We start from the raw sequence: 22,939 nt of genomic DNA, 5'->3' as shown, positions 1-22,939 counted from the left end.
CCACCATTCCCTTCGATCGTCCTGTTATATTCGAATGTACATAGGTCGGCAGCTGGACTCGATCCGATGCGGCCGCCTGAATTCGATCCGAAAGTAGCTCTGGTGGTTTCCCACGATCCCAACGCGAGCCGGACCACACCGGATCCGGTCGACTACCGGTTCACCCTCGCCAATGAACGCACCTTCCTGGCCTGGATCCGAACATCGCTCGGATTGCTCGCGGGCGCGGTCGCGGTGCACTCGCTCATCGAGCCGATCGGCGGCGGGCCCATGCTGCGGCTCGCGGTACTGGTGTGTGTCGCACTCGCCTTGACCCTCTCGCTCGGCGCGTACCGACGCTGGCGCATGGTCGAGCGGGCGATGCGTGCCGGACGAGACCTCCCCGGCCCCGGCTCGGTCCCCGTCCTCGCGGCCGGAACCGCCGTCATCGCCGCCCTGTCGGCGGCCGCCGTCGTGCTGTGGTGAATTCTCTTGCCCCGAGCCGGATTCGACGCCCTGCGCGAGTCGGCGCCGGGCGAGATCGGCTGACGGGCGGGATTCGATGACCCCGGAATCACCCGCTGCGGCGGCGCGTGACAGCGGGCTCGCCACCGAGCGCACCGCCCTGGCTTGGCGGCGAACCATCGCCTCGCTGTGCACCGCGACGCTCCTACTCGCCCACCAGGCCGTCGTCACCCGCTCAGCGGCCGATGCCGCCGCCGTATCGACCGCGATGGTCGCCCTCCTCGTCGTGTCGGCCATCGGCCATCGGCGCAATCGGCAATTGCGCAGCGGGCGCACCGCCACCCCCGCGACCGCGATCGTGGCCACCGTTCTGGCGGTGGCCACGATCGCGATGGTCATTGCCGTGACACTGTCGGGGTCGTCACTTCGGTGGTGAGAGCAGCCAATTCGTCCGCGATCGCATGCAGTTTCGCCACCGGGACGGCCCCGCGCGCGACCGCCGCGATGTCGAGCAGACCGGCCTGACCGATCATCTGCAATACCTCGGTGTCGCCCAGAATCGGCAGATGCCGGTGCAATACCGCGCCGATCACCGGATCGGCGAGCAGTGCGCGCACCGGAGTCAGCAGCGCCGCGCCACCGCCCGCGAAATCCTCGGCCTTGGGCAGCGGCTCGATATTCTGCGCCGACATCGCGCGCTGCGTACCCACCAGCAGGTGCGCATCGGTGACCGGCCCGTCGACCGGCAGTCCGAGGCGCTCGAATTGGCTTGCGGGCGCGTCGTTCTCACGCATGAGGTCGACCATCAGCCCGGCCATGCGCAGTTCGACCGCATCGTCCTGGATCGGGTCCAGTTGTTCGGGATCGACCGACAGATCGAAAAGCAGACTGCCGAACTGATAGGAGTTCAGCAGGGTGCGACCCGAAATGCGGAGTGTCCGAACACCTTTGGTGAAGCTGAACGGCTCCGCCAGCGTCAGGTCGGCGAGTTCGTCGACGCCGAAGCGCGTCCGCATATGGGTCGGCATGAGCGTGAACTCCTCGAGCGGCTGATTCTGCGCCGACACCGGCGCGCGCATATAGACATAGCGGCCATCGGTGATATTCACGTGCCCGCCGTGAATCCCGAACAGACCGGCTGCGCGTGCACAGGTGTCCGCGCCGACCGGCAGCGGCACTCCTCGCATATCGCCGGTGCGCTCGATCCCGAAGAACTCCAGCAGCGTCGGCGCCAAATCTATTGTCTGCACCAATGATTCACGACGTTGCCCCGCGGCCTCGGCGACCCGGGGGTCCCACACGAACAGTGGCAGATGAACCAGTTCGTTGTACCAGGGCATCACCGACTTACCCCACCAACTCTTCTCACCCAGCAACAACCCGTGATCGGTGTTCACGATCAACATGGTGTCCCGCCACATATCGCGCTCGTCCATGATATCCAGCACCCGGCCCAGCGAGTGATCACACATCGACAGCAGCGCGGCGTACTCGAAGCGCGCGTGCTGGGTCTGCTCCGGCGTTTCGGTCACCCGTTTGTAGTCCGGCCAGTCGAAATGCGGGCCGTCGTAGTCGTGCGGGTACAGGTCCTTGTACTGCTTGTGGCTGTAGAACGGTTCGTGCGGGTCGAAGGTCTCGATCTGGACGAACCAGCGATCCTGGCCCGAATTGGTGTGCAGGAACTCGATGCCCGCGTCGAAGGTCAGGGTCTGGGGATGCCGGGCCTCGGTGTCCATGTACTGCCGGTTCACCCAGTCCTGCCGATAGCTGGTATGCCGCATCCGCTTGAGGTCCTCAGGGATCTCCGGGTCGGCCACCTGCCCCTTCCACGGATCGCCCTCTTGGCCGCGGAAGAACTCCCAGCTGTTGTAGCGGCTGTGATAGGTCGCGCCGCCGTCCTCCCAGTAGTGCGGATGATCGCTGGCCAGATGGGTGTAGACGCCCGCCTGTTTCAACATCTCGGGCATGGAGTCGTCGAACGGTTCCAGCGGTCCCCAGCTGCGATGCAGGAAATTGTGCCTGCCGGTGTGGATTTCGCGGCGCGCGGGCATACACGGCATCGATCCCGCCCAGCAGTTGTCGAAGGTGGCGGTGCGCTCCGCGAGCCGTGCGAAGTTCGGCGCGTGTGTCCAGTCACCGCCGTAGGGCGGCAGCAGACGCCTGTTCAAGCTGTCGAACATCACCATGATCGCTCGCATGGACAATCCCTTCGGATCGAGGACCGCGCCCGGGAGCGCAGTTATCTTCCTGTGCATATAAGCCAGTGTGCAGCGACTACAACTCGGCTGCGGACAGACCTTTCTAACACGACTTTCGATCAGCGGAAACCGGTTCACCTAAGTTCTTAAGAACTTATGAGGCATCCGCCGACCAGGTCTCGGGAGCCACCAGCGGCACGACCCCGACGGCACGCCCATGCTCATCGAGGAGTCTGCCCATACGTTTGACGTGCCGCAGCGACAGTGCCACGTCCAGGATTTCCAGATCGTCGACCCGGTCGGCGAGCGAAGCCTCGAGGCGGTGGATATCCGCCGCCGATCGCAGCCATACCGACAGCAACAGATTCGCCCGGCCGCCGGTCACCGAGGAGCACGAACGCGTCTCGGGCAGTCGGGCCACCTGCGTGGCGACCCGATCCAGATCCGCCGGGCGCACCCGGCACCATAGTGACGCGCTGATCGGCCACCCCGATACCGGCTGCGCCACCTCACAGCGGGTCACGATGCGCCCACCGGCGAGCATGGCGTTCACTCGCCGGCGCGCGGTCGAGGTGCTGACACCGGCCGCCGCACCGAGTTCGGTGAAACCGGCGCGAGCGTCGAGTTCCATTGCCGCGTAGAGCCTTTGGTCGACCTCACTGAGCGGGCCGCCGGATTTCGAATCGATAGCCGGGCGCGAGGCAAGGATGCGTTCACGCTGCGAGGCGTCCAAGGTCCGCAGCCGCCACCGGCTGCCCTCGGTGTAAACCGCCGTCAGCACATGGGTGCGGCAATCACGAACGCCACGGATGGCGCCCAGCGAGGTGAGCACATAGGACGACAACTCCGCCAGGTTCGGCGTGAAGACGGTGAGCGAGAGGTCGCCCTCACCGGTGATGTGCTCGATGGTCGCCACCCGATAGTCCGCGCGCAGCGCCTCGGCCACCGCGCCCGCCTTGCCCGCCGCGCACCGCACGTAGATATTCGCGCCGACCAGATCCCACTCCCACGGGGTCCCCGGATATACCGAGGTCCACACCAGCCCGAGCGCGGTGAGTCGCTCCCATCGACGGGCCGCGGTGACCGGATCCACGCCGAGCACACTGCCGATCAGGTTCCACGAGGCGCGAGGGTTGAGCTGGATCGCATTGACCAATTGCAGCTCCAACTCATCGAGAATGAACGATTCCTGCATCAGTGCTCCCGCTGTCGCCAATTTCATGTGCGTCAAGCAGCACATTCGAAACTGAACGATAGCCTCCTCGCACCGTTGCGGCGGCCGGAACCACGGCCGTCAACGGGCCGGAAGGAACCGAGGCAGATGAGCGAACCAACCAGCACCCAAGCGCCCGCGCCGGGCGCTCTCCCCGAGCCGCGGGGCGGATTGCCGCGCCGTGAACTGGCCGCTGCCACCGTCGGCGGCATTGTCGAGTCGTTCGACTGGACCGTCTATGTGGTCTTCGCGGCGTTCTTCACCGCCGACCTATTCGGCTCCGATTCACTCGGGGCCACCATCGTCGCCTACGGCGGTTTCGCGGTCGGCTTCGTGTCCCGTCCGATCGGAAGTGTGTGCTTCGGACGCGTCAGCGATTCCCGGGGAAGGCGTTTCAATCTGCTGCTGTGCATGTCGATCATCTCGGTAGCGAGCATTGCCATCGCGCTGCTGCCCACGGCGGCGACAATCGGCGTCTGGTCGGCGGTGGCACTGGTCGCACTCCGCATCGTGCAGGGCCTGGCCTACGGCGGTGAGGGTCCGACCATCGCCGCGTATGTCGCCGAGACCGCACCGCGCCGGCATCGATTCCTGTTCAGCGCCATCTCCTACGGCGGCATCATGGTCGGTTCGCTGCTGGTCTTTCTCACCGTCGCGATATTGAACGCGACGATCGGCGAGCAGGCGCTGCGGGCGGGCGGCTGGCGGTGGGGTTTCGTCGCCGGTGGGCTGCTCGGCGTGCTGGCCCTGTGGATTCGGGCCTACGCGCCGGAGAGCGGTGAGTTCGAGGGCGACCGTGCGAGCGCTGCGCCCCGGTCACCGGCAATCGGCACGGTGTTCCGTGCGCATCGCCGAGCACTGCTGACGATCTTCCTGTTCACCCTCGGTGGCACCGTGACCTACTACTTCGCACTGGTCTATCTGCCGAAGTTCGCCGCGGCTGCGGGTGTGGCCGATACCGCGTCGGCGACCTCGTTCATGACCGTCGTACTCGTGGTCGTGCTGGTCGCCATGCTGATCATCGGAGCTCTCGCGGACCGGTTCGGCGTGCTGCCGATCATGCGAATCACCTTCGCGTTCAACGTGATCTGCGTACTGCCGGTGACGCTGGCAATGGTCCGTGGGGTGCTCCCGTTCGAGCTCGCGGCGATCGTGCTCGGGCTCGGCGCGGCCGGTTTCTCCGCGGTCAGCAGTGTGCTGTGCGCGCTGCTGCTGCCCGCGGATGTGCGAGCGGTCGGCGCGGGTTTGGTGTCCACGGTGACGGTGGCCGTCTTCGGCGGCACCTTCCCGATGGTCGCCGAAGCGCTCGGGGCTGCACAGCTGCGCTGGGTCGTGCCCGTCTATGTCTTCGCGGCGGCGCTGGCGCTGCTGGCCGGAACTCGCACCGTCACCGAGGTTCGACTGTTCACCGAGAACTTTCAGAAGGAGCCCCACCATGTCCATTCGTGAGGATGCCACCGCCCTGCAAGGCGATCTCGTACAGCTGCGTCGCGCCCTGCACCGCGAACCCGAACTCGGCCTGGAATTGCCGCGCACCCAGGAGAAGGTGCTGACCGCCCTGGACGGTCTCGGCCTCGAGATCGGCATGGGAAAGTCGCTGTCATCGGTGACCGCGGTACTGCGCGGCGCGCGCCCCGGGCCGACGGTGCTGCTGCGCGGCGATATGGACGCGCTACCCGTAATCGAAAGGACCGGACTGGATTTCGCCGCGCAAGCCGACCGCATGCACGCCTGCGGACACGACCTGCACACCGCCATGCTGGCCGGTGCGGCACAGCTGTTGAGCGCCCGCGCCGATCAGCTCGCGGGGAATGTGGTCTTCATGTTCCAGCCCGGCGAAGAGGGTTATGACGGAGCAGGGAAGATGCTCGCCGAAGGCGTGCTGGACGCGTCCGGAACCCGGCCCGTCGCCGCCTACGCATTGCATGTGATCAGCCAGCAGCTGCCCGCCGGAGTTTTCGCCGCGCGACGCGGACCGTTCCTGGCCGCGGCGGATACGGTCCGGGTGACCGTGCACGGGGTCGGCGGCCACGGATCGATGCCGCATCAGGCCGGAGACCCGATTCCCGCGGCCTGCGAAATGGTGCTCGCACTGCAAACAATGGTGACCAGGCGCATCGATATCCATGATCCGGTGGTCATCACCGTCGGCAAGCTGCACGCCGGAACCCAGGACAACATCATTCCCGAACAGGCGTATTTCGAAGCGACAGTGCGCTCGTATTCTCCCGAATCACACACACGCGTGCGGGATGGCTTCCTGCGCACGGTGCGCGGTGTCGCCGCGGCCCACGGTCTGACCGTCGAAATCGATTATGCCGAACTGTATCCGGTGACCGTCAACGACGATCGGGAGACCGAATTCGCCGCCGACACCGTGGCCGAGATCTGCGGTCCGCGCCGCTGGGCCTGGCAGGATCGCCCCGGGTCGGGTTCGGAGGACTTCTCCCGCGTCATCGCCGAAATCCCCGGCGCGATGATCGCTCTCGGGGCGACCCCGCCCGGCGTCGACGCCGGCAAAGCGCCGATGAACCACTCACCGCTGGCCGTATTCGACGAATCGGTGCTCGCCGACGGTGCCGCGCTGTACGCCGAACTCGCCGTCCGCCGTTTGGCTCGACCAGCCCCTCGCCTATGACCCTAGGTACATAGCGATCACACATTCCGATCGAGCACGCTACAGGTCCGATGGTGCGTTACGAGGCAGTTTCCGCGCGATTAACCCAATTTTCCGGTTCGCGAGACTTGACTCTTGACACTCCACCACTTCCCCGCGATTGTTCTCCTAAGTTCTCATGCACATAGAGACCCACGGTTCCCGCCTTCGCGGTCGTGAACCGGCAGCACCCTCGCCCAGCCGTAATCGAAGGACTCCCGTGACGCGACGCCCGAACTTCGTGTTCTTCATTCCCGATCAGCTCCGGGCCGACGCCGTGGGAGCGTTCGGCAACGACGTGATCAATACCCCGCACATCGACGCGCTTGCCGCCACGGGTACCCGCTTCACGAATGCCTTTGTGCAGCATCCGGTGTGCTCGCCGAGCCGGGCCTCATTGTTGACGGGCTGGTATCCGCATACGGCCGGGCATCGCACGCTCACCCACCTGCTCCAGGCCGATGAACCGAATCTGCTTCGGATTCTGAAGGATTCGGGCTACCACGTCACCTGGCCGGGTATGCGCGGGGACACCTTCGCGCCGGGTGTGACGGAGCTGAGCGTGCACGAGTACGGTTTCTCCGTCCTGCCGAATATGGGCCACGGCGGTGACTATCCCGACGGCGTCTGGTCGCGGCTGTTCTACCGCGGCAAGATATCCGGCGACGACCTCGTCGACCCCGACGAAGCCCTGATCCGCACCGCCGAACAGTGGCTCGAGAATCCGCCCGACCAGCCGTGGGTGCTGTTCCTGCCACTGATCGCGCCGCACTGCCCGTTCCAGGCCGAGGAGCCGTGGTTCTCCCGGCACGACCGCGCCACCATGGCCGATCCCGTATCCGCCGGTGACCCAGCCGGTGAACCTCGTTTCATGCGGGCCATCCGCGAGTCCTACGAGATCGGCGAGGTGACCGCGGCACAGTGGCGCGAGATCGTGGCCACCTACTACGGGATGATCGAACGCCTGGACAGCCAACTGGGCAGGATCACCGCCGCGGTCGAGCGGGCAGGCGCGGCACAGGACACCATCACGCTGTTCTTCGCCGATCACGGCGAGTATCTCGGTGATTACGGGCTGATCGAGAAATGGCCGTCCGCCATGCACGACTGCATAACCCGTGACCCACTCATCATCGGCGGCGGTGGTCTCCCCGGTGGCGGAACCTGTTCCGCCATGGTCGAACTCATCGATGTCCTGCCGACCGTGCTGGAACTCGCGGATGCCACCGCACCGCACCGGCACTTCGGCCGCAGTCTGCTGCCACAGCTGCGGGATCCCGCGCTGCCGCATCGCGAATTCGCCTTCACCGAAGGCGGTTTCACCATCGAGGAGGAGCAGCAGCTGGAGCGGCCCGTGTTTCCCTACGACCGCAAAGGCGAACTGCAACACGCGGATCCGACGCTCGTCGGCCGGGCCGTCGCGGTGCGGGACCGGGACTGGACTTATGTCTGGCGGCTCTATGAGCAGCCGGAGCTGTACGACCGGCGGACGGACGCACACGAACTGATCAACCTGGCCGGGCAACCGGAGTATGCCGACATCCGGCAGCGCATGCACGAGGCGATGCTGCGCTGGATGGTCGAGACCTCCGATGTCATCCCGTTCGACGCGGACCCCCGCTTCCCGCAGGTGGATCTGCCGATTCCGGGAGGCATGCGGCCGCCACGCCCCGATCGAACGAATACGAGGAGGACGTGACGACACACCTGTGATGCACGGCGGAACCCATCCGCCATACGGACGAACACATTTCATTACCAGTGACGTCCTGCCAGACGCCTGGTTTTCACAGTAGCGCCGGAACAGCGCTACTGAAAACGAAAGACCGAATAGATGAGAAGGATCACCTCCACGGCCATCCTGTTGGCCGCGGCGATCAGCGTTGCCTCCGGAACCTCCAGTGCCACACCAGATTCCGGACCCAGCGGGGTCAACTACACCGCCACGCCCGGCGAGCGGTCCACCGTCATCACCACCGACGGCGGTTCACTCGCGGTGCAGGACGGCGTGCTGAAGATCAAGGCCGCCGATGGCACCGTCCTGGCGGGCACCGAATTGTCCTTTCGCGTAGACGATTTCGTCTTCCCGATCAAGGCCGATATCGCCGACCGCACCGCCACCCTCACCCCGCAGTTCGATGCCGAGCACGCCAGCTACCGCCCGGTCGCGCTGCCATACGAGGATCAGGCGCCCTGGCGCACCGAATACGAGCGCGAGCAGGCCGCCTGGGCACGCATGGCCACCACGGTCCAGATGGGTGCGGGTATCGGCACCATTGTCGGCAGCCTCGGCGGCGCCGCTCTCGGCTGTCTACTAGGCGGGATTGCGGGCGCGACGATCGCCGCCGCGGCCATTATCGGCCTGTTCGGCGCCTTCCTGCCCGCGGCGGCCATCGGCTGTCTGGGCGGGGTCATGGCGGTGGGCGCTCTCGGCACGCTCGCGGGCACCCTTTTGGTCACCGCGCCGATCGCGGTCATGGCCGCGGTGCAGTACTTCACCACCATCAACCAGCCCGCCCCGAAGCCGCAACCGGCCAAGTAGCGAGCCCGACAGTTCTGTTCCCGATGCGGCAATCCACGGATTCCACCGAATCTTCGGATTGCCGCAGTCCGGAACCCAGTGCCCGCGCCGGGCATGGCGACGACGGAATGCGAGACCGAGATGAATCCCGCTGCACCCAATATCGTCTGGATCTACTGCGATGAGCTCCGCGCCGACGCGTTGGGCCCCTACGTGAACTCTGCTGCGGAGCCGGGGTTTTCACCGCGTACCCCGGCAATCGACGCGCTGGCCGAGAACGCGGTCGTCTTCGGTGAATGCTTCACCAACTCCCCCGTCTGCGTCCCGGCGCGCACCGCCATTCTCACCGGGCAACCACCGGAGCGAACCGGCGTCTACCACAACGAAGCCTATGCCGATGGATTCCCGCTGCCCGCGGGACTGATGACCTTCCCCGAGGTGTTCGCCGGGCACGGCTATCGCACCGCCAGTTTCGGAAAACACCATGCCCCGGCGGCGCTGACCCCTTGGCAGCACACCGATTCCGCCGGTGGCGGCATGCGTGACCCGTTCAGTGGATGCGATCCGGCGGAGCTGGACCTACTCACCACTCCGGGCACCGGATTCGTGGTGGCGGGCACAGTGCCCGAAGGCACCCGATACCTGCCCGAGCGGGTTACCGACAACACCGTCGACTGGATCGCCGAGCATGCCGATGCACCATTCCTGGTCCGCGCCTCATATCTGCAACCGCATACACCCGTGATCGTGCCGCACGAGTTCAGCACGCTGCCCGATCCGCACGACCGGTCCGGAGGCACACCCGCACAAGAGGTTTCGAGTCCGTTCGAATCGGCGTTCGCCGATGTCAGTGGCGGCCAAGGGTTGTCGGCCGAGCAGCTTCGGCGAGCCCGCACGGCGTATCACGACCTGGTGAGCTGGATCGACAGCCAGGTCGCGCGGATCGTCACCGCACTCGAACATGCGGGCGTCGCCGACCGCACCATTATCGTGCTGACCTCCGACCACGGCGCGCACCTGGGTGAGTCCGGCGCGTTCGGCAAACACACCTTCGCTCCGCAGTCGCATCGAGTACCGCTGATCATCGCCGCCCCCGGTCTGGCGCCCGGCCACCGCGACGATCTCGCCCAGTCCATCGATCTGGCCCGAACCCTGTTCGGGCTCTGTGGAATCGACACTCCGGAGGGTTTCGGTGGCCGCGATCTGTTCGTCGATCCCGCACCGCGGGCCATCTTCGCCACCATCGGCTTCGGGGCGGTGTGGAGTACCGCGTTCCCGAACAAGATGTACGGCGGCTATCCGGGCGGGCACGCCTGGCCGAGGCGGTCCTGTGTGCGTACGGACCGCTTCCGTTTCGATATGACAACCCGTATCGATGGTCGCGCACCCACTCCGGAAGAGGAGGAGTCCTTCCTCGCCGACCGTGCGGCCGACGCTGCCGAGCGCACGAATCTGGCCGAGCACCCGCAATACCGGTCGGTCGTCGCCCGGCTGCGCGAAATGGTTCGCGAAAATGCCCGGGGCGTTATGGAAATCGATGACGCGGTGCTGCTGGACCTGTGCACCGCAGCCCTACGCCTACACCGACCTTCATAGATTCTGAGGAATCTATGAAGTTGGTAAAAATGTTCGATACTCCCCACATCTCCTACTGCGCATGTACATAATCCATCCGAAGGCAGCAAAGGCCGGAGACGCACTCTCCGAGCCAACCTACCGATTGATCGGCCTGCTGGTCCGAACAAGCCTAGACCACGACCTCCAGGAGAGTCCCCCGTTGCGCAAATCCCGAATCTTCACCGTCGCGACCGCGGTAGCGATGGCCGTCACCGCGCTGGCCGGTTGCGGCCAATCCACACAGGGTGGCGTCCCCGACGACACCCTGACCCTCGCGACCGCTTCACCGCTCGGGAGTTTCGATCCGGTCAAATTCGATGTCGGACCCGGAAAGCCCTACTGGCAGGCCGTATATGACACCCTGCTCCGCCAGGACGCCAACCGGAACGTCATCCCCGGAATGGCGTCGGCCTTCAGCTACGACACGGCGCACACCACATTGACCCTCGATCTCCGCAAGGACATCAGGTTCAGCGATGGCGCGGCCTTCGACGCGAATGCCGCGAAAGCCAACCTCGCACGCTTCACCTCGACGCCGGGGCCCAACAGTGCCACGGGCGAGGCCATTACCGGAATCGACGCGGTTCGCCCGGATCAGTTGGTGCTGCACCTGTCGGCTCCCGACCCCGCGCTACTGCCCAACCTCGCCTCAGCGCTCGGCACCATGGTCTCCCCGGATGCGTTGTCCAAGGGCGGATTCGACCAGGCCCCGGTCGGTTCCGGCCCCTACCTGTACGACTCCGCGGGGTCACAGCCGGGCACCACCGTCTTCCGTCGCAACAGCGCCTACCCCGATGGTTCGCAATACCCGTTCGATCGCCTCGAACTCGTCGCGATCAGCGATCCGAACACGATCCGCAACGGCCTCACCACCGGGCAGCTGGACGCGGGGTCCTTCGTCGCGAGCGACCCCTCGCAGCTACGGGCGGCCGGATTGTCGACCGTCCAGGTCGCCAATGCGTGGAACGGTTTGATCCTGGCCGATCGCGCCGGCACCATTGCGCCCGCACTGGGTAAACCGGAGGTTCGCCAGGCGATCAATATGGTCGTCGATCGGGACCTGTTCCGTACGCTCGCGCCCGGGAATCCGCCCGCCACGACCCAGATCTTCGCGCCCGGCTCCGGCGCGTACGACGAGCAGCTCAATGCGGCCTACCCGCATGACGTGACCAAGGCCAAAGAGTTGATGGCACGCGCCGGTTACCCCGGCGGTTTCGCGGTCACCATGCCGGATATGACGTCCTTCACCGGGAGCCCCGCCCTCAATACGGCGCTCGATATGCAACTGGGCGCCATCGGGATCACCGTCACGTGGGAAAAGGTGCCGCCGACACAGCTTTTGTCCTCGATGACCTCGGGCCGGTTCCCGATGTTCTTCATGTCGCTCGGTATGAAATCCCCCTGGGAGGATCTGCAGCTGTCGGTACTGCCCGCGGCGGCCTGGAATCCCTTCCACACGTCCGAGCCGGAACTCGCCGCACTGATCTCCGCCGCCCAGCATGCCGAACCGGGCGCGGCCCAGGATGCCGCCTTCCGGGCAGTCAACCGCCAATTGGTGCAAAGCGCCTGGTTCGCACCGATTTTCGCCGGTGAGACCGTATGGGCGTCGGTCGCCGGAATCAAGATCGAGCGGCAGGAACGCGGCTATCCCGACCTGGTCCGGTTCCAGCGCGCGGGGAGCTGATCACGTGGCTGTACTGCTGTTGAAGCGCGCGGTGTCGGCATTGTTGCTCCTGTTCGCGGTCACCACCCTCGCGTTCTTCCTGACCAGTCTGGGCGGCACCGATCCGGGCCGCAATATTCTCGGTCCGGGGGCTTCCTCGGAAGCGGTGGCCGCGGCGAATCACTCACTCGGAGTAGACCGTTCGCTGTTCGTCCAGTACGCCGACTGGGCGAGTGACGTGTTCCGGGGTGATCTCGGGCGATCGTATATGAGCAATCAGCCAGTCAGCCGAGAGCTTTCGACCCATCTCCCGGTGAGCATGAGCCTGATGGGATTGAGCCTCACCGTGGTCGCCGTAGTGAGTCTGGGGCTCGCCGTGCTGGCGGCCACCGGCCGCGGCCGGACCGACCGGCTCGTCCAGCTCATCGCGCTGGCCGGCCACGCCGTGCCGGGATATCTGCTGGCGCTGCTCCTGCTCACCGCGTTCGCGGTGCACTGGCACATCTTTCCGGTGCTCGGCTATGTGCCGCTGAGCATCTCGCCCGGGCGCTGGCTCTCGGGCATGGTGTTACCCGTCCTCGCGGTCTCGCTCTCGGGGATCTCCGGGGCGCTGCTGCAGGGTCGTGGCGCGTTGCTCGATGTGCTGGACGCGGACTATATGCGCACACTGCGCTCACGCGGAATCTCGACACGAGCGCTGTTGTGGCGGCACGCGCTGCGCAATGCCGCTCCCCCATGGCTGACCGCGATGTCGCTGGGCGCGGTCGCCATGCTCGGCGGTTCCTTCATGGTGGAGAAGGTGTTCGCCATGCCGGGGCTCGGCACGCTCGCGGTGAACTCCACCCTCGCGGGCGACCGCCCGGTGCTCATGGGCCTGGTGGTCCTGACCGCGGCGATGGTCGTACTCATCAATCTTCTGACCGATCTGGCCCAGCTCTGGCTGACTCCGAAGGCACGCACGATATGAGTGAAAACAACCCTCCCGGAATGACTTTCCGGACCACCCGGCTACGAGCGGTACTCACCAATCCGCTCGCCGCGACGGGCCTGGTCCTGCTGACGGTGGTGCTGGTCGCATTCCTCGCCGCCCTTGTCATCGGATGGGTCGATCCACACAGTCCCCTCGAGGCGAACCTGCGCAATCTCAACGCTCCACCGGGCAGCCCCGGACATCTTCTCGGCACCGACAACGGTGGACGCGATGTCTTCGTCCGATTGGTGTTCGGGACCAAATCGACATTGCTGAGCGCTGCGATAGCGCTGGGCGTCGCGATTGCGCTCGGCGTGCCGGCCGGGCTGATCGCCGGGTATTACGGTGGCCGGATCGACCTGGTGCTGGATTGGGTGTCCAGCGTGATCCTGGCGCTGCCCGCGCTGCTGGTTTTGATGGCGATCATTGCCGGACTGGGCAATTCGACCTGGATCACCATGAGTGCGCTGGGCACGATGATGACTCCCGCGGTGTTCCGGGTGATTCGCGCGCAGGTGAACGCGATCCGGTCGGAGCTCTATATCGACGCGGCGAAGGTCGCCGGACTACGCGATACGCGCATCATCACCCGGCATGTGCTCGGAGTCGTGCGGGGGCCGCTGTTGCTGATGCTGACCGTCCTGTCCGCGATCGCGATCACGGTCCAGACCGGGCTCGATTTCATCGGTCTCGGTAACGCGTCGATCATCACCTGGGGCGGCATGTTGAGCGAGGGCTTCAACGCCCTCTATCAGAATCGGCTGCTTTTCCTGTGGCCCGGACTGGCAGTGTCCGTGACCGTGACGGCGCTGTTCCTTTTGGGTAACGGTCTCCGGGATGCGTTGCAGCACAGCGATACCCGGTCCACAAGCCTTCGAGGTGCAACTCAGCGGCCACGCGTGACCCTTCCGGCCGTGCCTGCGGGTCCGCCCACGTCGGAGGAGGCACTCTCTGTCCGGGAACTTCGAATCGGTTATCCCGCCGCCGATTCCGAACCGGTCGAGGTGGTTCGCGGTGCGTCGCTGACACTGCGGCAGGGCCGAATCATGGGTCTGGTCGGCGAATCGGGTTCGGGCAAGACCCAAACCGCCTTCGCGGTGCTCGGTCTGCTCCCACGTCAGGCCAGACTGCTGGCCGGGCAGATCTGGTTGAACGGGGTGGATCTCGAAACGCTTCCGCCGGGCCGACGCGAGCGTGCGATACGCGAGTCCGTCGCCTACGTGCCACAGGAGCCGATGTCCAATCTCGATCCCGCCTTCACCATCGGCTACCAGTTGACCGAACCGCTGCGCGCACGCGGGCACGGCCGTCACGCCGCGCGCGACCGGGCGGCGAAACTGCTGTCCCGCACTGGAATAGCGGATCCGGATCGAGTGATGCGGTGCTATCCCCATCAGATCTCCGGCGGTATGGCACAGCGGGTGCTGATCGCCGGAGCGATCTCCACCGAGCCACGCATCCTCATCGCCGACGAACCAACAACGGCGCTCGATGTCACGGTGCAGGGCGAGATCCTCGATCTGCTGCGGGAGTTGCGCACGGAACTGTCCATGTCGATCTTGCTGGTGACCCACGATCTCGGTGTCGTCGCCGACCTCTGTGACGATGTTGCCGTGATGCGCTCCGGTGAGATTGTCGAAACCGGTTCGGTGAGCGAGTTCTTCGGCAAACCGAAGCACGCCTATTCCCGCGAGTTGCTGGCCGCGGTGCCGGATGAAGACCATGTCCGTGCCGAATACGCCGACGCGGAGAACGAGAAGGCCGGTGCGGAGCGATGAGCCTGTTGGAGATCGAAGATCTGGTGGTGCGGTTCCCGGGCCGTGGCTGGCGCGCCGACCCGTTCACCGCCGTCGATGGGGTGAACCTGGACATCCGCCGTGGCGAAACCGTCGGCCTGGTAGGCGAATCCGGTTCGGGCAAGACCACGGTCGGCAGGGCGATACTCGGATTGACAGCGGTATCGGGCGGGGCGATCCGATTCGACGGGATCGATATCGGCGGGCTGCCCCGCGCGCGACGGCGGCCACTCGCCGCCCGCATCCAAGTGGTGTTCCAGGACCCGTACAGCTCACTCAATCCGGCAATGAGTGTGGCCGACATTCTCGGCGAACCACTCCGGGCCGACGGGATGCCGCGTGCGCAGGCGCGTGCGCGGATCACCGCTCTACTCGAGCAGGTCGAACTGCCCGGTGACGCGGCGGACCGCTACGCGCGCGAATTCTCCGGCGGCCAGCGGCAGCGCATCGCCATCGCGCGCGCACTCGCGCTGGATCCGGAACTGGTGATCTGCGATGAGGCGGTATCCGCCCTGGACCTGTCGACTCGGGATCGAATCCTGGCCCTGCTCATCGATATTCAAGAACGCACCGGTGTCGCGTACCTGTTCGTCTCCCACGACATCGCGGTGGTCCGGCACATCAGTCACCGGGTGGCCGTCATGCGAGCGGGCCGGGTGCTGGAATTCGGTCCCTGCGCACAGGTGACCTCCGAGCCCGCAGACCCGTTCACCGCCCGACTGCTGCTGTCGGCACTGGTCGCGGACCCCGATCGACAGCGGGAGCGTCGTGCCCGCAGACAGGAACTACAGCACACATGAGGAGAATCCCGATGCGCGCGATCGCGGGACTCAGCGCCACCCTGGCCGTAGCGAGCATGGTGTGTGCCCCGGGTGCGGTGGCCGATCCGGCCCCACCCGGCGCCACCCCGCTCGCCTCGCTCGATGCCTGCCCGCCGGGGAACCGCGGCGAACCCCCCGTCCTGCTGATCCACGGCACCAACGCCTCGGTCGAGAAGAGCCTCGGCCCCACTCGGCAGGCGCTGCTCGATGATGGCCGCTGCGTCTACGGACTCGATTACGACTCCATGCAACCGGTTTCGACTTCCGTGGACTACTTCGCGGCCGCCGTCGACCGGATCATCGAACTCAATCCGCGAACCACGGTGGATGTCGTCGGGAAATCGCAGGGCGCGTTGATAGCTCGCGCCGTCAGCCTTAAATTTACCGACCCGGAACGGAATTCGATCCGACGGGTGGTCTCGATCAGCGGCCCACAGCACGGCGTCACCGAGGTGGTCGGCGGAATCGATATCACGGCACTCGGCGCGGGCACGCCCGTGTTCAACCTGCTGCGGCGAGACGCGTTGCGGGACATGCTGATCGGCTCCCCGTACCTCAGCGCACTCAATGCCGGCCCGTTGACCGCACCCAACGTCCGGTACACCATGATCGCCACCGAGACCGACCGGCTGGTGACGCCCTACACCTCCGGCTTCATCGACGCCGCGAACGTCACAAATGTGCTGTTGCAGGACGGCTGCCCGCAGGACCGCGCGGGCCACCTCGCCGAATCCACCGACCCCCGCACCATCGATCTGACTCTGCATGCCCTGGACCCCACTCGCCATCCGGAAGTCCGCTGCCTGCCCAACACAGATGAACGCTGAGAAACGCCCGCACTGAACCGAACAGTGTGTCGCGCGGAGAATTACGCCAGTTGCGGCACGCACTCGTCGTACAACCAATCGGCGATGATCGCGCGCGTTGCCCAGCCGTCCGGGGAGGGCGTCCCAGTTCGAGCATTCAGCTGGTCGGTGCGGGGGAATTCGAGGTCGGACCGGGTTGGGCCGGGTCGTGTCCGGGGATTGCGTTGGCGCCGTAGAAGGTTGGCAGCATGCCTTTGACCAGGACCAGGGCGGAGCCTTCGCCGGAGGGGACGGTGGCCAGATTGGTGGCGACGACGATGGTGAGGCCGGAGTCGGGGTCCGATCCCATGAAGGTCATATAGCCGGGGATTTGGCCGTCGTGACCGAGCAGGTGAGTGCCGAACCGGACGATGCCCAGGCCGTATCCGGCCATGGCGGGTTTGGCCGGATCGATGGGCTGGATGCTTGCTATTCGCTGCTGCTGCATCTGTTTATCGAGGAGGCCGCCGTCGGCGAGGGCTTTGACATAGGTGGTCATATCGTCGACGGTCGAGATCACCGCGCCCGCGGTCCAGGTCCACGATGGGCTGGAGCTGGTCTGGTTGCCCGGTTGCAGGGTGCCCGCGAGAGCCGCGGCCTGCTGATCCGGTGGGAGGGCGAAGGTTTCGATGGTGGAGACGTTGGTGCCGAAGGCGTAGCCCTGCGGGTGCGGATCCGGGATGGACGAGTCCGCGGGGGCGGGGAATGAGGTGTGTCTCAGGCCGAGCGGGGTGAAGATGCGGTCCTGGAAGGTGGTGGCGACCGATTTGCCGGTGACCTTCTCGATGACCAGGCCGAGCAGGATGGTGTTGGTGTTCGAGTATTCGAACTTCTCGCCCGGGGCGAAGTTCACCGGATGCGCGAAGGCGATATCGAGTAGTTGTTCCGGCGTCCAGATCTTTTGCGGCTCATTGTCCAGGTAGGCGTTGAACTGCTCATCGAAGGTGTAGCTGAACAGACCGCTGCGCATTTCGGCGAGCTGGGCCAGGGTGATTCGATCCCCGTTGGGTACGCCCGGCCAATATTTGGCGATCGTATCGTCGAGCGCGAGTTTGCCCTCCTGCGCCAGTTGCAGCAGCACCGTGACGGTCATGGTCTTGGTGTTGCTGCCGATCCGGAAGTGATCGTCCACCGTCATGGGAACGTCCTTGCCGATGGTTCCGGTCCCGAAGGTGGCGGTCCAATCACCGTCCTTGGGTGATCGAACCACCACAACCGCGCCGGGAATGACGTTGTCCCGCATCAACTTCTCGATGATCGGCCGCAATGTCGCGGCATACGCGGGCTCGGCCGATCCGCTGGAATCGGTGGAGGATCCGCACCCCACCGCGACCGTCAACCCCACGGTCGCGATTAACACCCCTAAACCCCGTCGGTATCCCATGGCTGTCTCCGGGTCCGCTGGATTGTGGTTACGAAGTGTTTGCCAGCGTAATCCCGTACCGGGCGGTCTCGAAGCGAAACGGCTCGGGTAAGTCAGCGGGTGCCGATGTACTCGATATAGCCGGTCCCGTCGATCGGCGCGCCACGGAACCGCCCGGTGTACCGGTAGCTGCCGACATAGCCGCCCGCCATGCCGTACACGTAATCGTCGTTGGTGACAGCCTGGATCTCGATGAGTTCATTGCCGTGCTCATCGTCGACGCTCCAGGTGAACTCCGTCGCCAGCCGCATCGACAGCCCGTTGGGTGTGCGACGAGCCGCGGGCTCGAGACGATGGACATCGAACACGAAGTTGTCTTCGTAGGTGCCACCGTGATCATGCAGTGAGCGCACGTAAACCGCCTGCTGCACGGGTACACCGAGTGGCCCGAGCACCTCGGTCATCAGCACCTGGGTGGTGTCGTCGATATTGATGATTTGATAGGTGAAGAACGAAAACGGCAGTGCCACATCCGCTCCGCGCGCGTATTCCAGCGTGTTGAGCCCGGACAGCTCCATCGTTCGCCCGTCATAGGTGACGGCTCCGTCGTACTGGCACAGCAGCGACCAATGGTCATAGAGCCCGCCGCGCACCTTGGCGAAATGCGAGACCTTATCGGTGGCGCGCACGCGCAGATAGAGGTCGAACGCGGGATTGCGGTAGGCGACGGTGAAATCGGGATAGGTTCCCTCGAGCAGAAAGTCCTCACCGAATCGGACGATGCTCGAGTCCGCGGCCAACTCCAGATCGCGATCGACCCGATACCCCCGGAATTGACCGGGGAACTCGACGCCCGCGCCGATAAGCAGATTGGCGGTATCGGCCGCCGTGGTTTCGATGAGGTGATCGTTGCGCCACAGCGTGATTCGAGGCTGTCCGATCACGGCGATCACGTCGATGAAGTTCAGCGGCGCGGGCAGACCGGGCAGCATCAGCCCGTAATGCACCGTCCCATAACGCCCCTGCGGCGGGTGGAACGCGGTCGCAGGATCGAACGGCTTGCCGCGCAACGCATATGACCCCGACACCCCGCGCTGGGCGGCATGGAATACGACATCTTTCAAGCTCACGTGACTGTCCTCTCGCAAACGCCAATGTATGCGTAACTGACGGTATCAGACAGATATGACTTCCGAGTCACTTGATGTATCATCATTAAGAATCGGGAGGTAGAGACGATGGCGCATCGGTCAGGCAGCCGGGGCATGCCCCGCGGTGAACGCGAAGCCCAAATCCTGGACGCAGCCGCGATAGAGTTCGGCACCCACGGCTACGCCGCCGTCCTGGTAGCCGATGTCGCCACCCGCGCCGGAGTCTCCAAACCCCTTATCTACCAATATTTCTCATCCAAAGACGGCCTCTGCGCCGCCTGCGTGGAGCGCGCGGGCACAGCCCTGTCCACCGGCATCGCCGAAGCCATGAAATCCCCCGGCCCCACCTTCGTCACCGCCGCCACGGCAGTCCTGGACGCGATCTTCACCGCCCTGGAACCCCGCCCCCACGATTGGCACGTCCTCTACGACCGCTCCGCCCCGCCCGACACGGAAACCGCCACCACCGCAAGACATTTCCGCACGCTCATCGCCTCCCAAGCCGCCTCCGGCGTAGGCGCCGCATTCGCCACCGCTCCCCCATCAGATCCCGGCGACCTGGCCATCCTGACCCGAGTCTGGATGAACAGCGTCACCGCCATCGTCTCCTGGTGGCTCGACAACCCCGACCAAACCGCCGCCCAAATGAGCGCCCGAGCCCGCCGGGTCCTATCGGCATTGCTGCCCGGGTGAAGTCCGCTCCACTCGAACCGTTTCACTATGGCTGTTATCGGCCGGATGTCCTATAGCTGTGTTCCCAGCGCTCCACCGCGCGCATGGTCCCATCGTGATCGAATTGACCGATGAGCGCGGGGATGGCAACGGAACTGTGCGACGGGATGGAGGCCGATCATGTAGTCAGGGCTCGGGTGGCGGGGATGACGTCGCCGGTCCAGCGGCGGAGTTGGGTTTCGTCGGGGGATTCGGGCCAGTAGACGAAGGTGTCGAAGCCGGTGTCGGTGGCCAGGTCGGCGAGGATGCGGGACCAGCCTGCGGCGTCGGTGCGGATGGGGGCCTCGCCGCGCAGGGTGACCGGGCCGGGGGTTTCGGTGATCGTTCCGACGAGTTGGGCCATGCGGGTGATGTCGGCGGGGTTGCGGCCGACGTCGGTGGCTGCCGCGGAGATGATGGCTTGGGTGGCTTGCCATTTCTCGTAGGGGAGGTAGTGCGGGATGGGGGCGGCCCAGCCGTCGGCGATGCGGCCGGTGAGGACGTTGGCCTTGGGGCCCACACTGCCGAACCAGATTCCGACGGGGTGCGCGGGCGCGGGGCCGGATTGGACGCCGTGGACGCGGTAGTGGGTGCCGTCGACATTCGCCTTTGCGCCCGGCTGCCACATGGCGCGGATGATTTCGGTGGCTTCCTCGAGGGCTTGCAGCGCTTCGGGATTGGATCGAGTCGGGCCGCCCATGGCGCTGATCGCGGGCCAGAACGCACCCGCGCCCAGGGCGAGTTCGAAGCGGCCGCCGCTCAGCAGGTCCAGGGTCGCGGCCTGCTTGCCGAGCATCGCCGGACCACGCAGCGGGAGGCTGGCTACGTCCGGAAACACCCGCAGCCGTTCGGTTTCCGCCAGCATGGTGGCGATGACCGCGAACGTATCCGCCAGCCCACCCGAGTACGGGTGATCCTGGATGCCGAGCAGATCCAAGCCCTCGCGGTCCGCGATCTTGGCCAGGGCGCGCAGTTGCGGCAGCTCGGTCGCGGTGGGCGCCAACTGAATACCGAATCGTAGGTTCACTCGGCGATCATGCCAGCCGGTCCATCAGCTCACCGCACCGAGCACGGACTTCCCCTCGCGTGCCGCGGCTACGAAGAACGGGCCGAGATCCAGAAAACGAGTCCAGCCTTCTGTCGTCAGGCCCGCGGTCACCTCCCGCACGTCGGCGGGACTCAAGACGAACAGATGATCATCGGCTTCGAGCGCGCTGTCCGGATCGAAGCCGGTAGCCTTGGCCAGATAGCGGTATGCCACAACCCAATCGGCTATACCTTCCTCCACCTCCGCACGGCCTTCGGCGATGTGAATGAGACTGCCCAGGTCCTCGTCGTGGCGGTCCGTGTCCGGGCGAAAACCGTCGATCTCCTCGTCGGAATCGGCATCCTCGATGAGTAATTGCAGCACATCAGGGCTCTCGAGCGCCCGCCCCAGCACACTCGGATCCACCTTGACCAACGTCAACCACATCGACACGTGCCCATGATCGCAGAGGTCGAACGAGGGTTTGCCATGGCCCGCGATCACGCTTCGTACGAACGACTTTCACCGCATTGAACGCGCTCCGGCCCCACCAGCGCGGCCAACTGTTCGAGTGTGCGCACCAGCTCCAACTGTCCGTGCCGTTCGAGCGTGCGCGAGAGTGCCGTCGTGATGTACGGGCTGGTGAAGACCCCGCCGATCGTCAACCGAGTGCCCGTGTCGCACGGCTGCAGCCAGTAGGTGAACTCGCTCCGGAAACCCGAACTCCCGCTGCCCTGCAATACGATTCGATGTGGGGCGTCGAGCACCTCGACCGTCCACTCGAAGTCATTATCCATACCGAGAATGACGACCTTCGATCGCAGGGTGGACCCTTCACGCAGTCGCGCGGGCGGTTCGTGAATGAATTCGCGATGGATGCTGAACCAGTGACCCCAGCTCGCGGGCTCGATGATGGTGTCGAACAACGCCTGTGGGGCGGCGGGCACCACCCTTGTCACCACTAGGGATCCCATGGTGCGACCGCGCTCCTTCGCCGGTATCGATCATGGTGCGGGCCGGTGTGCATCCCACATCAGCCCTTCCGGTTGCTTCGATGTGAATGGAACATAACTTAGAACCACTGCAAGCCGACGTCAACCACTCGTATGTTCCGCTGGCTTGCAGGTGATACTCCGACCAAGTTGTCCTGAAAGGTTCTTCCATCGACGTGAATTGTGAGTAACATACGCTGCGCCAGCTCTTCGCAATGCCGCGTGGAGCGTGTGGGAGGCAACGACGCAGCCGGCCGAGAGGACCAGCGCGCACGTGCCGACGGGCAGGTATGCGAAAGGATTATCCGGATGCTCAAGCGGCTGGATCGGCTACTCAGTTATGAGATGAAGGTGTCGGAGTTTCTCGGCACTCTCATCATTCTCGGAATCCCCTACGGGCTGGTGGGTCTCATCTGGACCCTCACGCACACTTCACATCTCAAGCAGATGCACGGAATCGACGTGATCGTCTCATTCCTGGGTTCGATCGTGTGCTGGCCGGTGCTCACCTTCTCGAATGTGTGCATGACGTAGATGATGATTCTGGTCTGGCTCATCGACATCCTGGTGATCGGCGTCAAGATCCTCGGTGGGCGCATGAAAGTCAATCCCGTACTCCGCTTCGGCCTCTGGCTCGCGGTGCTGAGCACCGTCGCCGCGGGCGTCGCGGTACTCGGCTTCGGCCTGGTACTGCTCGAGCACCAACTGTCGGACACGGCCTGATCCTCCGATTTCATCGGACGAATGAACAATTACTTGTGCTGACCTGCTCCCGTTGTCAGACGCGGGAGCAGCCAGACAACACGACAAGAATGATCAGTTACATAATTCTTGTCCCACACCACTGTGGTGTGCAACACTTCACACGCTCCACCCCAGCGCTGGGGAATCGATCCCATATTCCGGCGGCGGTGAGCGGCTAGAAAGGATCGGCGACCCGTGACTGCCACT

At 65.1% G+C, this 22,939-nt stretch carries 22 protein-coding genes; 15 read left to right on the top strand and 7 right to left on the bottom strand.

Annotated features, from left to right (window positions below; genetic code table 11):
- The first annotated feature begins 102 nt into the window (after positions 1-102).
- Positions 103-465 (top strand): DUF202 domain-containing protein, encoded by a 363-nt coding sequence (locus AB0L82_RS38150; RefSeq protein WP_364648302.1) that lies wholly within the window; start codon positions 103-105, stop codon positions 463-465.
- Positions 466-541: 76 nt separating this feature from the next.
- Positions 542-880, top strand: a complete 339-nt coding sequence (locus AB0L82_RS38145; RefSeq protein WP_364648299.1) for a hypothetical protein — start codon at positions 542-544, stop codon at positions 878-880.
- Here AB0L82_RS38145 and AB0L82_RS38140 read toward each other — a convergent pair.
- Together AB0L82_RS38140 and AB0L82_RS38135 are read right to left on the bottom strand one after the other, a co-directional pair.
- Positions 840-2,699: a sulfatase gene (locus AB0L82_RS38140; protein WP_364648297.1), complete on the bottom strand. Its 1,860-nt coding sequence runs from the start codon at positions 2,697-2,699 to the stop codon at positions 840-842. The two genes, AB0L82_RS38145 and AB0L82_RS38140, sit on opposite strands and share 41 nt — an antisense overlap.
- A gap of 97 nt (positions 2,700-2,796) precedes the next feature.
- Positions 2,797-3,837, bottom strand: a complete 1,041-nt coding sequence (locus tag AB0L82_RS38135) for an Lrp/AsnC family transcriptional regulator (RefSeq protein WP_364648294.1) — start codon at positions 3,835-3,837, stop codon at positions 2,797-2,799.
- A gap of 126 nt (positions 3,838-3,963) precedes the next feature.
- Between AB0L82_RS38135 and AB0L82_RS38130 the strand changes: the two genes are divergently transcribed.
- The 10 genes from AB0L82_RS38130 (at position 3,964) to AB0L82_RS38085 (ending at position 16,726) form a co-directional block, all read left to right on the top strand.
- Positions 3,964-5,304, top strand: coding sequence for an MFS transporter (locus tag AB0L82_RS38130; RefSeq protein WP_364648292.1), 1,341 nt, complete (start codon positions 3,964-3,966; stop codon positions 5,302-5,304).
- Positions 5,291-6,493, top strand: a complete 1,203-nt coding sequence (locus tag AB0L82_RS38125) for a M20 family metallopeptidase (protein ID WP_364648289.1) — start codon at positions 5,291-5,293, stop codon at positions 6,491-6,493. The genes AB0L82_RS38130 and AB0L82_RS38125 overlap by 14 nt, the downstream gene beginning before the upstream one ends.
- A gap of 238 nt (positions 6,494-6,731) precedes the next feature.
- Positions 6,732-8,210, top strand: a complete 1,479-nt coding sequence (locus AB0L82_RS38120; protein ID WP_364648287.1) for a sulfatase-like hydrolase/transferase — start codon at positions 6,732-6,734, stop codon at positions 8,208-8,210.
- 135 nt (positions 8,211-8,345) lie between these two features.
- Positions 8,346-9,053, top strand: coding sequence for a hypothetical protein (locus AB0L82_RS38115; RefSeq protein WP_364648284.1), 708 nt, complete (start codon positions 8,346-8,348; stop codon positions 9,051-9,053).
- Between the two features lie 120 nt (positions 9,054-9,173).
- Complete coding sequence (locus tag AB0L82_RS38110; RefSeq protein WP_364648281.1) at positions 9,174-10,628, top strand: sulfatase-like hydrolase/transferase; 1,455 nt, start codon at positions 9,174-9,176, stop codon at positions 10,626-10,628.
- A 181-nt stretch (positions 10,629-10,809) separates the two neighbouring features.
- Positions 10,810-12,333, top strand: a complete 1,524-nt coding sequence (locus AB0L82_RS38105) for an ABC transporter substrate-binding protein (protein ID WP_364648278.1) — start codon at positions 10,810-10,812, stop codon at positions 12,331-12,333.
- Positions 12,334-12,337: 4 nt separating this feature from the next.
- The gene (locus tag AB0L82_RS38100) at positions 12,338-13,279 is read left to right on the top strand and encodes an ABC transporter permease (protein ID WP_364648275.1); all 942 of its coding nucleotides are present in this window, start codon (positions 12,338-12,340) and stop codon (positions 13,277-13,279) included.
- A gap of 20 nt (positions 13,280-13,299) precedes the next feature.
- Positions 13,300-15,060 (top strand): dipeptide/oligopeptide/nickel ABC transporter permease/ATP-binding protein, encoded by a 1,761-nt coding sequence (locus tag AB0L82_RS38095; RefSeq protein ID WP_364648272.1) that lies wholly within the window; start codon positions 13,300-13,302, stop codon positions 15,058-15,060.
- Entirely contained in the window at positions 15,057-15,878 is an 822-nt protein-coding gene (locus AB0L82_RS38090) for a dipeptide/oligopeptide/nickel ABC transporter ATP-binding protein (protein ID WP_364648269.1), read from the top strand. The genes AB0L82_RS38095 and AB0L82_RS38090 overlap by 4 nt, the downstream gene beginning before the upstream one ends.
- Positions 15,879-15,889: 11 nt before the next feature.
- Positions 15,890-16,726, top strand: a complete 837-nt coding sequence (locus AB0L82_RS38085; protein WP_364648266.1) for an alpha/beta fold hydrolase — start codon at positions 15,890-15,892, stop codon at positions 16,724-16,726.
- Between the two features lie 136 nt (positions 16,727-16,862).
- Here AB0L82_RS38085 and AB0L82_RS38080 read toward each other — a convergent pair whose 3' ends face one another.
- Entirely contained in the window at positions 16,863-18,104 is a 1,242-nt protein-coding gene (locus AB0L82_RS38080) for a serine hydrolase domain-containing protein (protein WP_364648263.1), read from the bottom strand.
- 116 nt (positions 18,105-18,220) lie between these two features.
- A complete protein-coding gene (locus AB0L82_RS38075; RefSeq protein ID WP_364648260.1) occupies positions 18,221-19,237 on the bottom strand; it encodes a DUF6670 family protein in 1,017 nt (338 codons plus the stop codon).
- A gap of 108 nt (positions 19,238-19,345) precedes the next feature.
- Between AB0L82_RS38075 and AB0L82_RS38070 the strand changes: the two genes are divergently transcribed.
- Positions 19,346-19,951, top strand: a complete 606-nt coding sequence (locus AB0L82_RS38070; protein WP_364648257.1) for a TetR/AcrR family transcriptional regulator — start codon at positions 19,346-19,348, stop codon at positions 19,949-19,951.
- A 157-nt stretch (positions 19,952-20,108) separates the two neighbouring features.
- Here AB0L82_RS38070 and AB0L82_RS38065 read toward each other — a convergent pair whose 3' ends face one another.
- From AB0L82_RS38065 to AB0L82_RS38055, 3 genes are read right to left on the bottom strand one after another with little or no spacing between them, the layout of a single operon-like run.
- Positions 20,109-20,996, bottom strand: a complete 888-nt coding sequence (locus AB0L82_RS38065; RefSeq protein ID WP_364648254.1) for an LLM class flavin-dependent oxidoreductase — start codon at positions 20,994-20,996, stop codon at positions 20,109-20,111.
- A 24-nt stretch (positions 20,997-21,020) separates the two neighbouring features.
- On the bottom strand, positions 21,021-21,449 hold the full coding sequence (locus AB0L82_RS38060) for a hypothetical protein (RefSeq protein ID WP_364648251.1): 429 nt from the start codon (positions 21,447-21,449) through the stop codon (positions 21,021-21,023).
- A 47-nt stretch (positions 21,450-21,496) separates the two neighbouring features.
- Positions 21,497-21,970, bottom strand: coding sequence for an SRPBCC domain-containing protein (locus AB0L82_RS38055; protein ID WP_364648248.1), 474 nt, complete (start codon positions 21,968-21,970; stop codon positions 21,497-21,499).
- Positions 21,971-22,297: 327 nt separating this feature from the next.
- On the opposite strand from AB0L82_RS38055, the gene AB0L82_RS38050 reads away from it, so the two are divergent.
- Complete coding sequence (locus AB0L82_RS38050; RefSeq protein ID WP_364648245.1) at positions 22,298-22,522, top strand: hypothetical protein; 225 nt, start codon at positions 22,298-22,300, stop codon at positions 22,520-22,522.
- Positions 22,523-22,711, top strand: a complete 189-nt coding sequence (locus AB0L82_RS38045; protein ID WP_364648242.1) for a hypothetical protein — start codon at positions 22,523-22,525, stop codon at positions 22,709-22,711. It abuts the gene before it with no gap.
- The last annotated feature ends 228 nt before the right edge of the window (positions 22,712-22,939 follow it).

The sequence above is a fragment of the Nocardia sp. NPDC052001 genome (assembly GCF_040680615.1).
GTDB lineage: Bacteria > Actinomycetota > Actinomycetes > Mycobacteriales > Mycobacteriaceae > Nocardia.
Note: the sequence above shows the minus strand (reverse complement) of the source record. Positions and strands in the feature narration are given on the sequence as shown.

Bases quoted from the DNA above. Each gene is read 5' to 3' on its own strand.
- AB0L82_RS38145 (WP_364648299.1), top strand. From the start codon at position 542: ATGACCCCGGAATCACCCGCTGCGGCGGCGCGTGACAGCGGGCTCGCC.
- AB0L82_RS38140 (WP_364648297.1), bottom strand. From the start codon at position 2,699: ATGCACAGGAAGATAACTGCGCTCCCGGGCGCGGTCCTCGATCCGAAG.
- AB0L82_RS38135 (WP_364648294.1), bottom strand. From the start codon at position 3,837: ATGCAGGAATCGTTCATTCTCGATGAGTTGGAGCTGCAATTGGTCAAT.
- AB0L82_RS38130 (WP_364648292.1), top strand. From the start codon at position 3,964: ATGAGCGAACCAACCAGCACCCAAGCGCCCGCGCCGGGCGCTCTCCCC.
- AB0L82_RS38125 (WP_364648289.1), top strand. From the start codon at position 5,291: ATGTCCATTCGTGAGGATGCCACCGCCCTGCAAGGCGATCTCGTACAG.
- AB0L82_RS38115 (WP_364648284.1), top strand. From the start codon at position 8,346: ATGAGAAGGATCACCTCCACGGCCATCCTGTTGGCCGCGGCGATCAGC.
- AB0L82_RS38110 (WP_364648281.1), top strand. From the start codon at position 9,174: ATGAATCCCGCTGCACCCAATATCGTCTGGATCTACTGCGATGAGCTC.
- AB0L82_RS38095 (WP_364648272.1), top strand. From the start codon at position 13,300: ATGACTTTCCGGACCACCCGGCTACGAGCGGTACTCACCAATCCGCTC.
- AB0L82_RS38090 (WP_364648269.1), top strand. From the start codon at position 15,057: ATGAGCCTGTTGGAGATCGAAGATCTGGTGGTGCGGTTCCCGGGCCGT.
- AB0L82_RS38085 (WP_364648266.1), top strand. From the start codon at position 15,890: ATGCGCGCGATCGCGGGACTCAGCGCCACCCTGGCCGTAGCGAGCATG.
- AB0L82_RS38070 (WP_364648257.1), top strand. From the start codon at position 19,346: ATGGCGCATCGGTCAGGCAGCCGGGGCATGCCCCGCGGTGAACGCGAA.
- AB0L82_RS38055 (WP_364648248.1), bottom strand. From the start codon at position 21,970: ATGGGATCCCTAGTGGTGACAAGGGTGGTGCCCGCCGCCCCACAGGCG.
- AB0L82_RS38050 (WP_364648245.1), top strand. From the start codon at position 22,298: ATGCTCAAGCGGCTGGATCGGCTACTCAGTTATGAGATGAAGGTGTCG.
- AB0L82_RS38045 (WP_364648242.1), top strand. From the start codon at position 22,523: ATGATGATTCTGGTCTGGCTCATCGACATCCTGGTGATCGGCGTCAAG.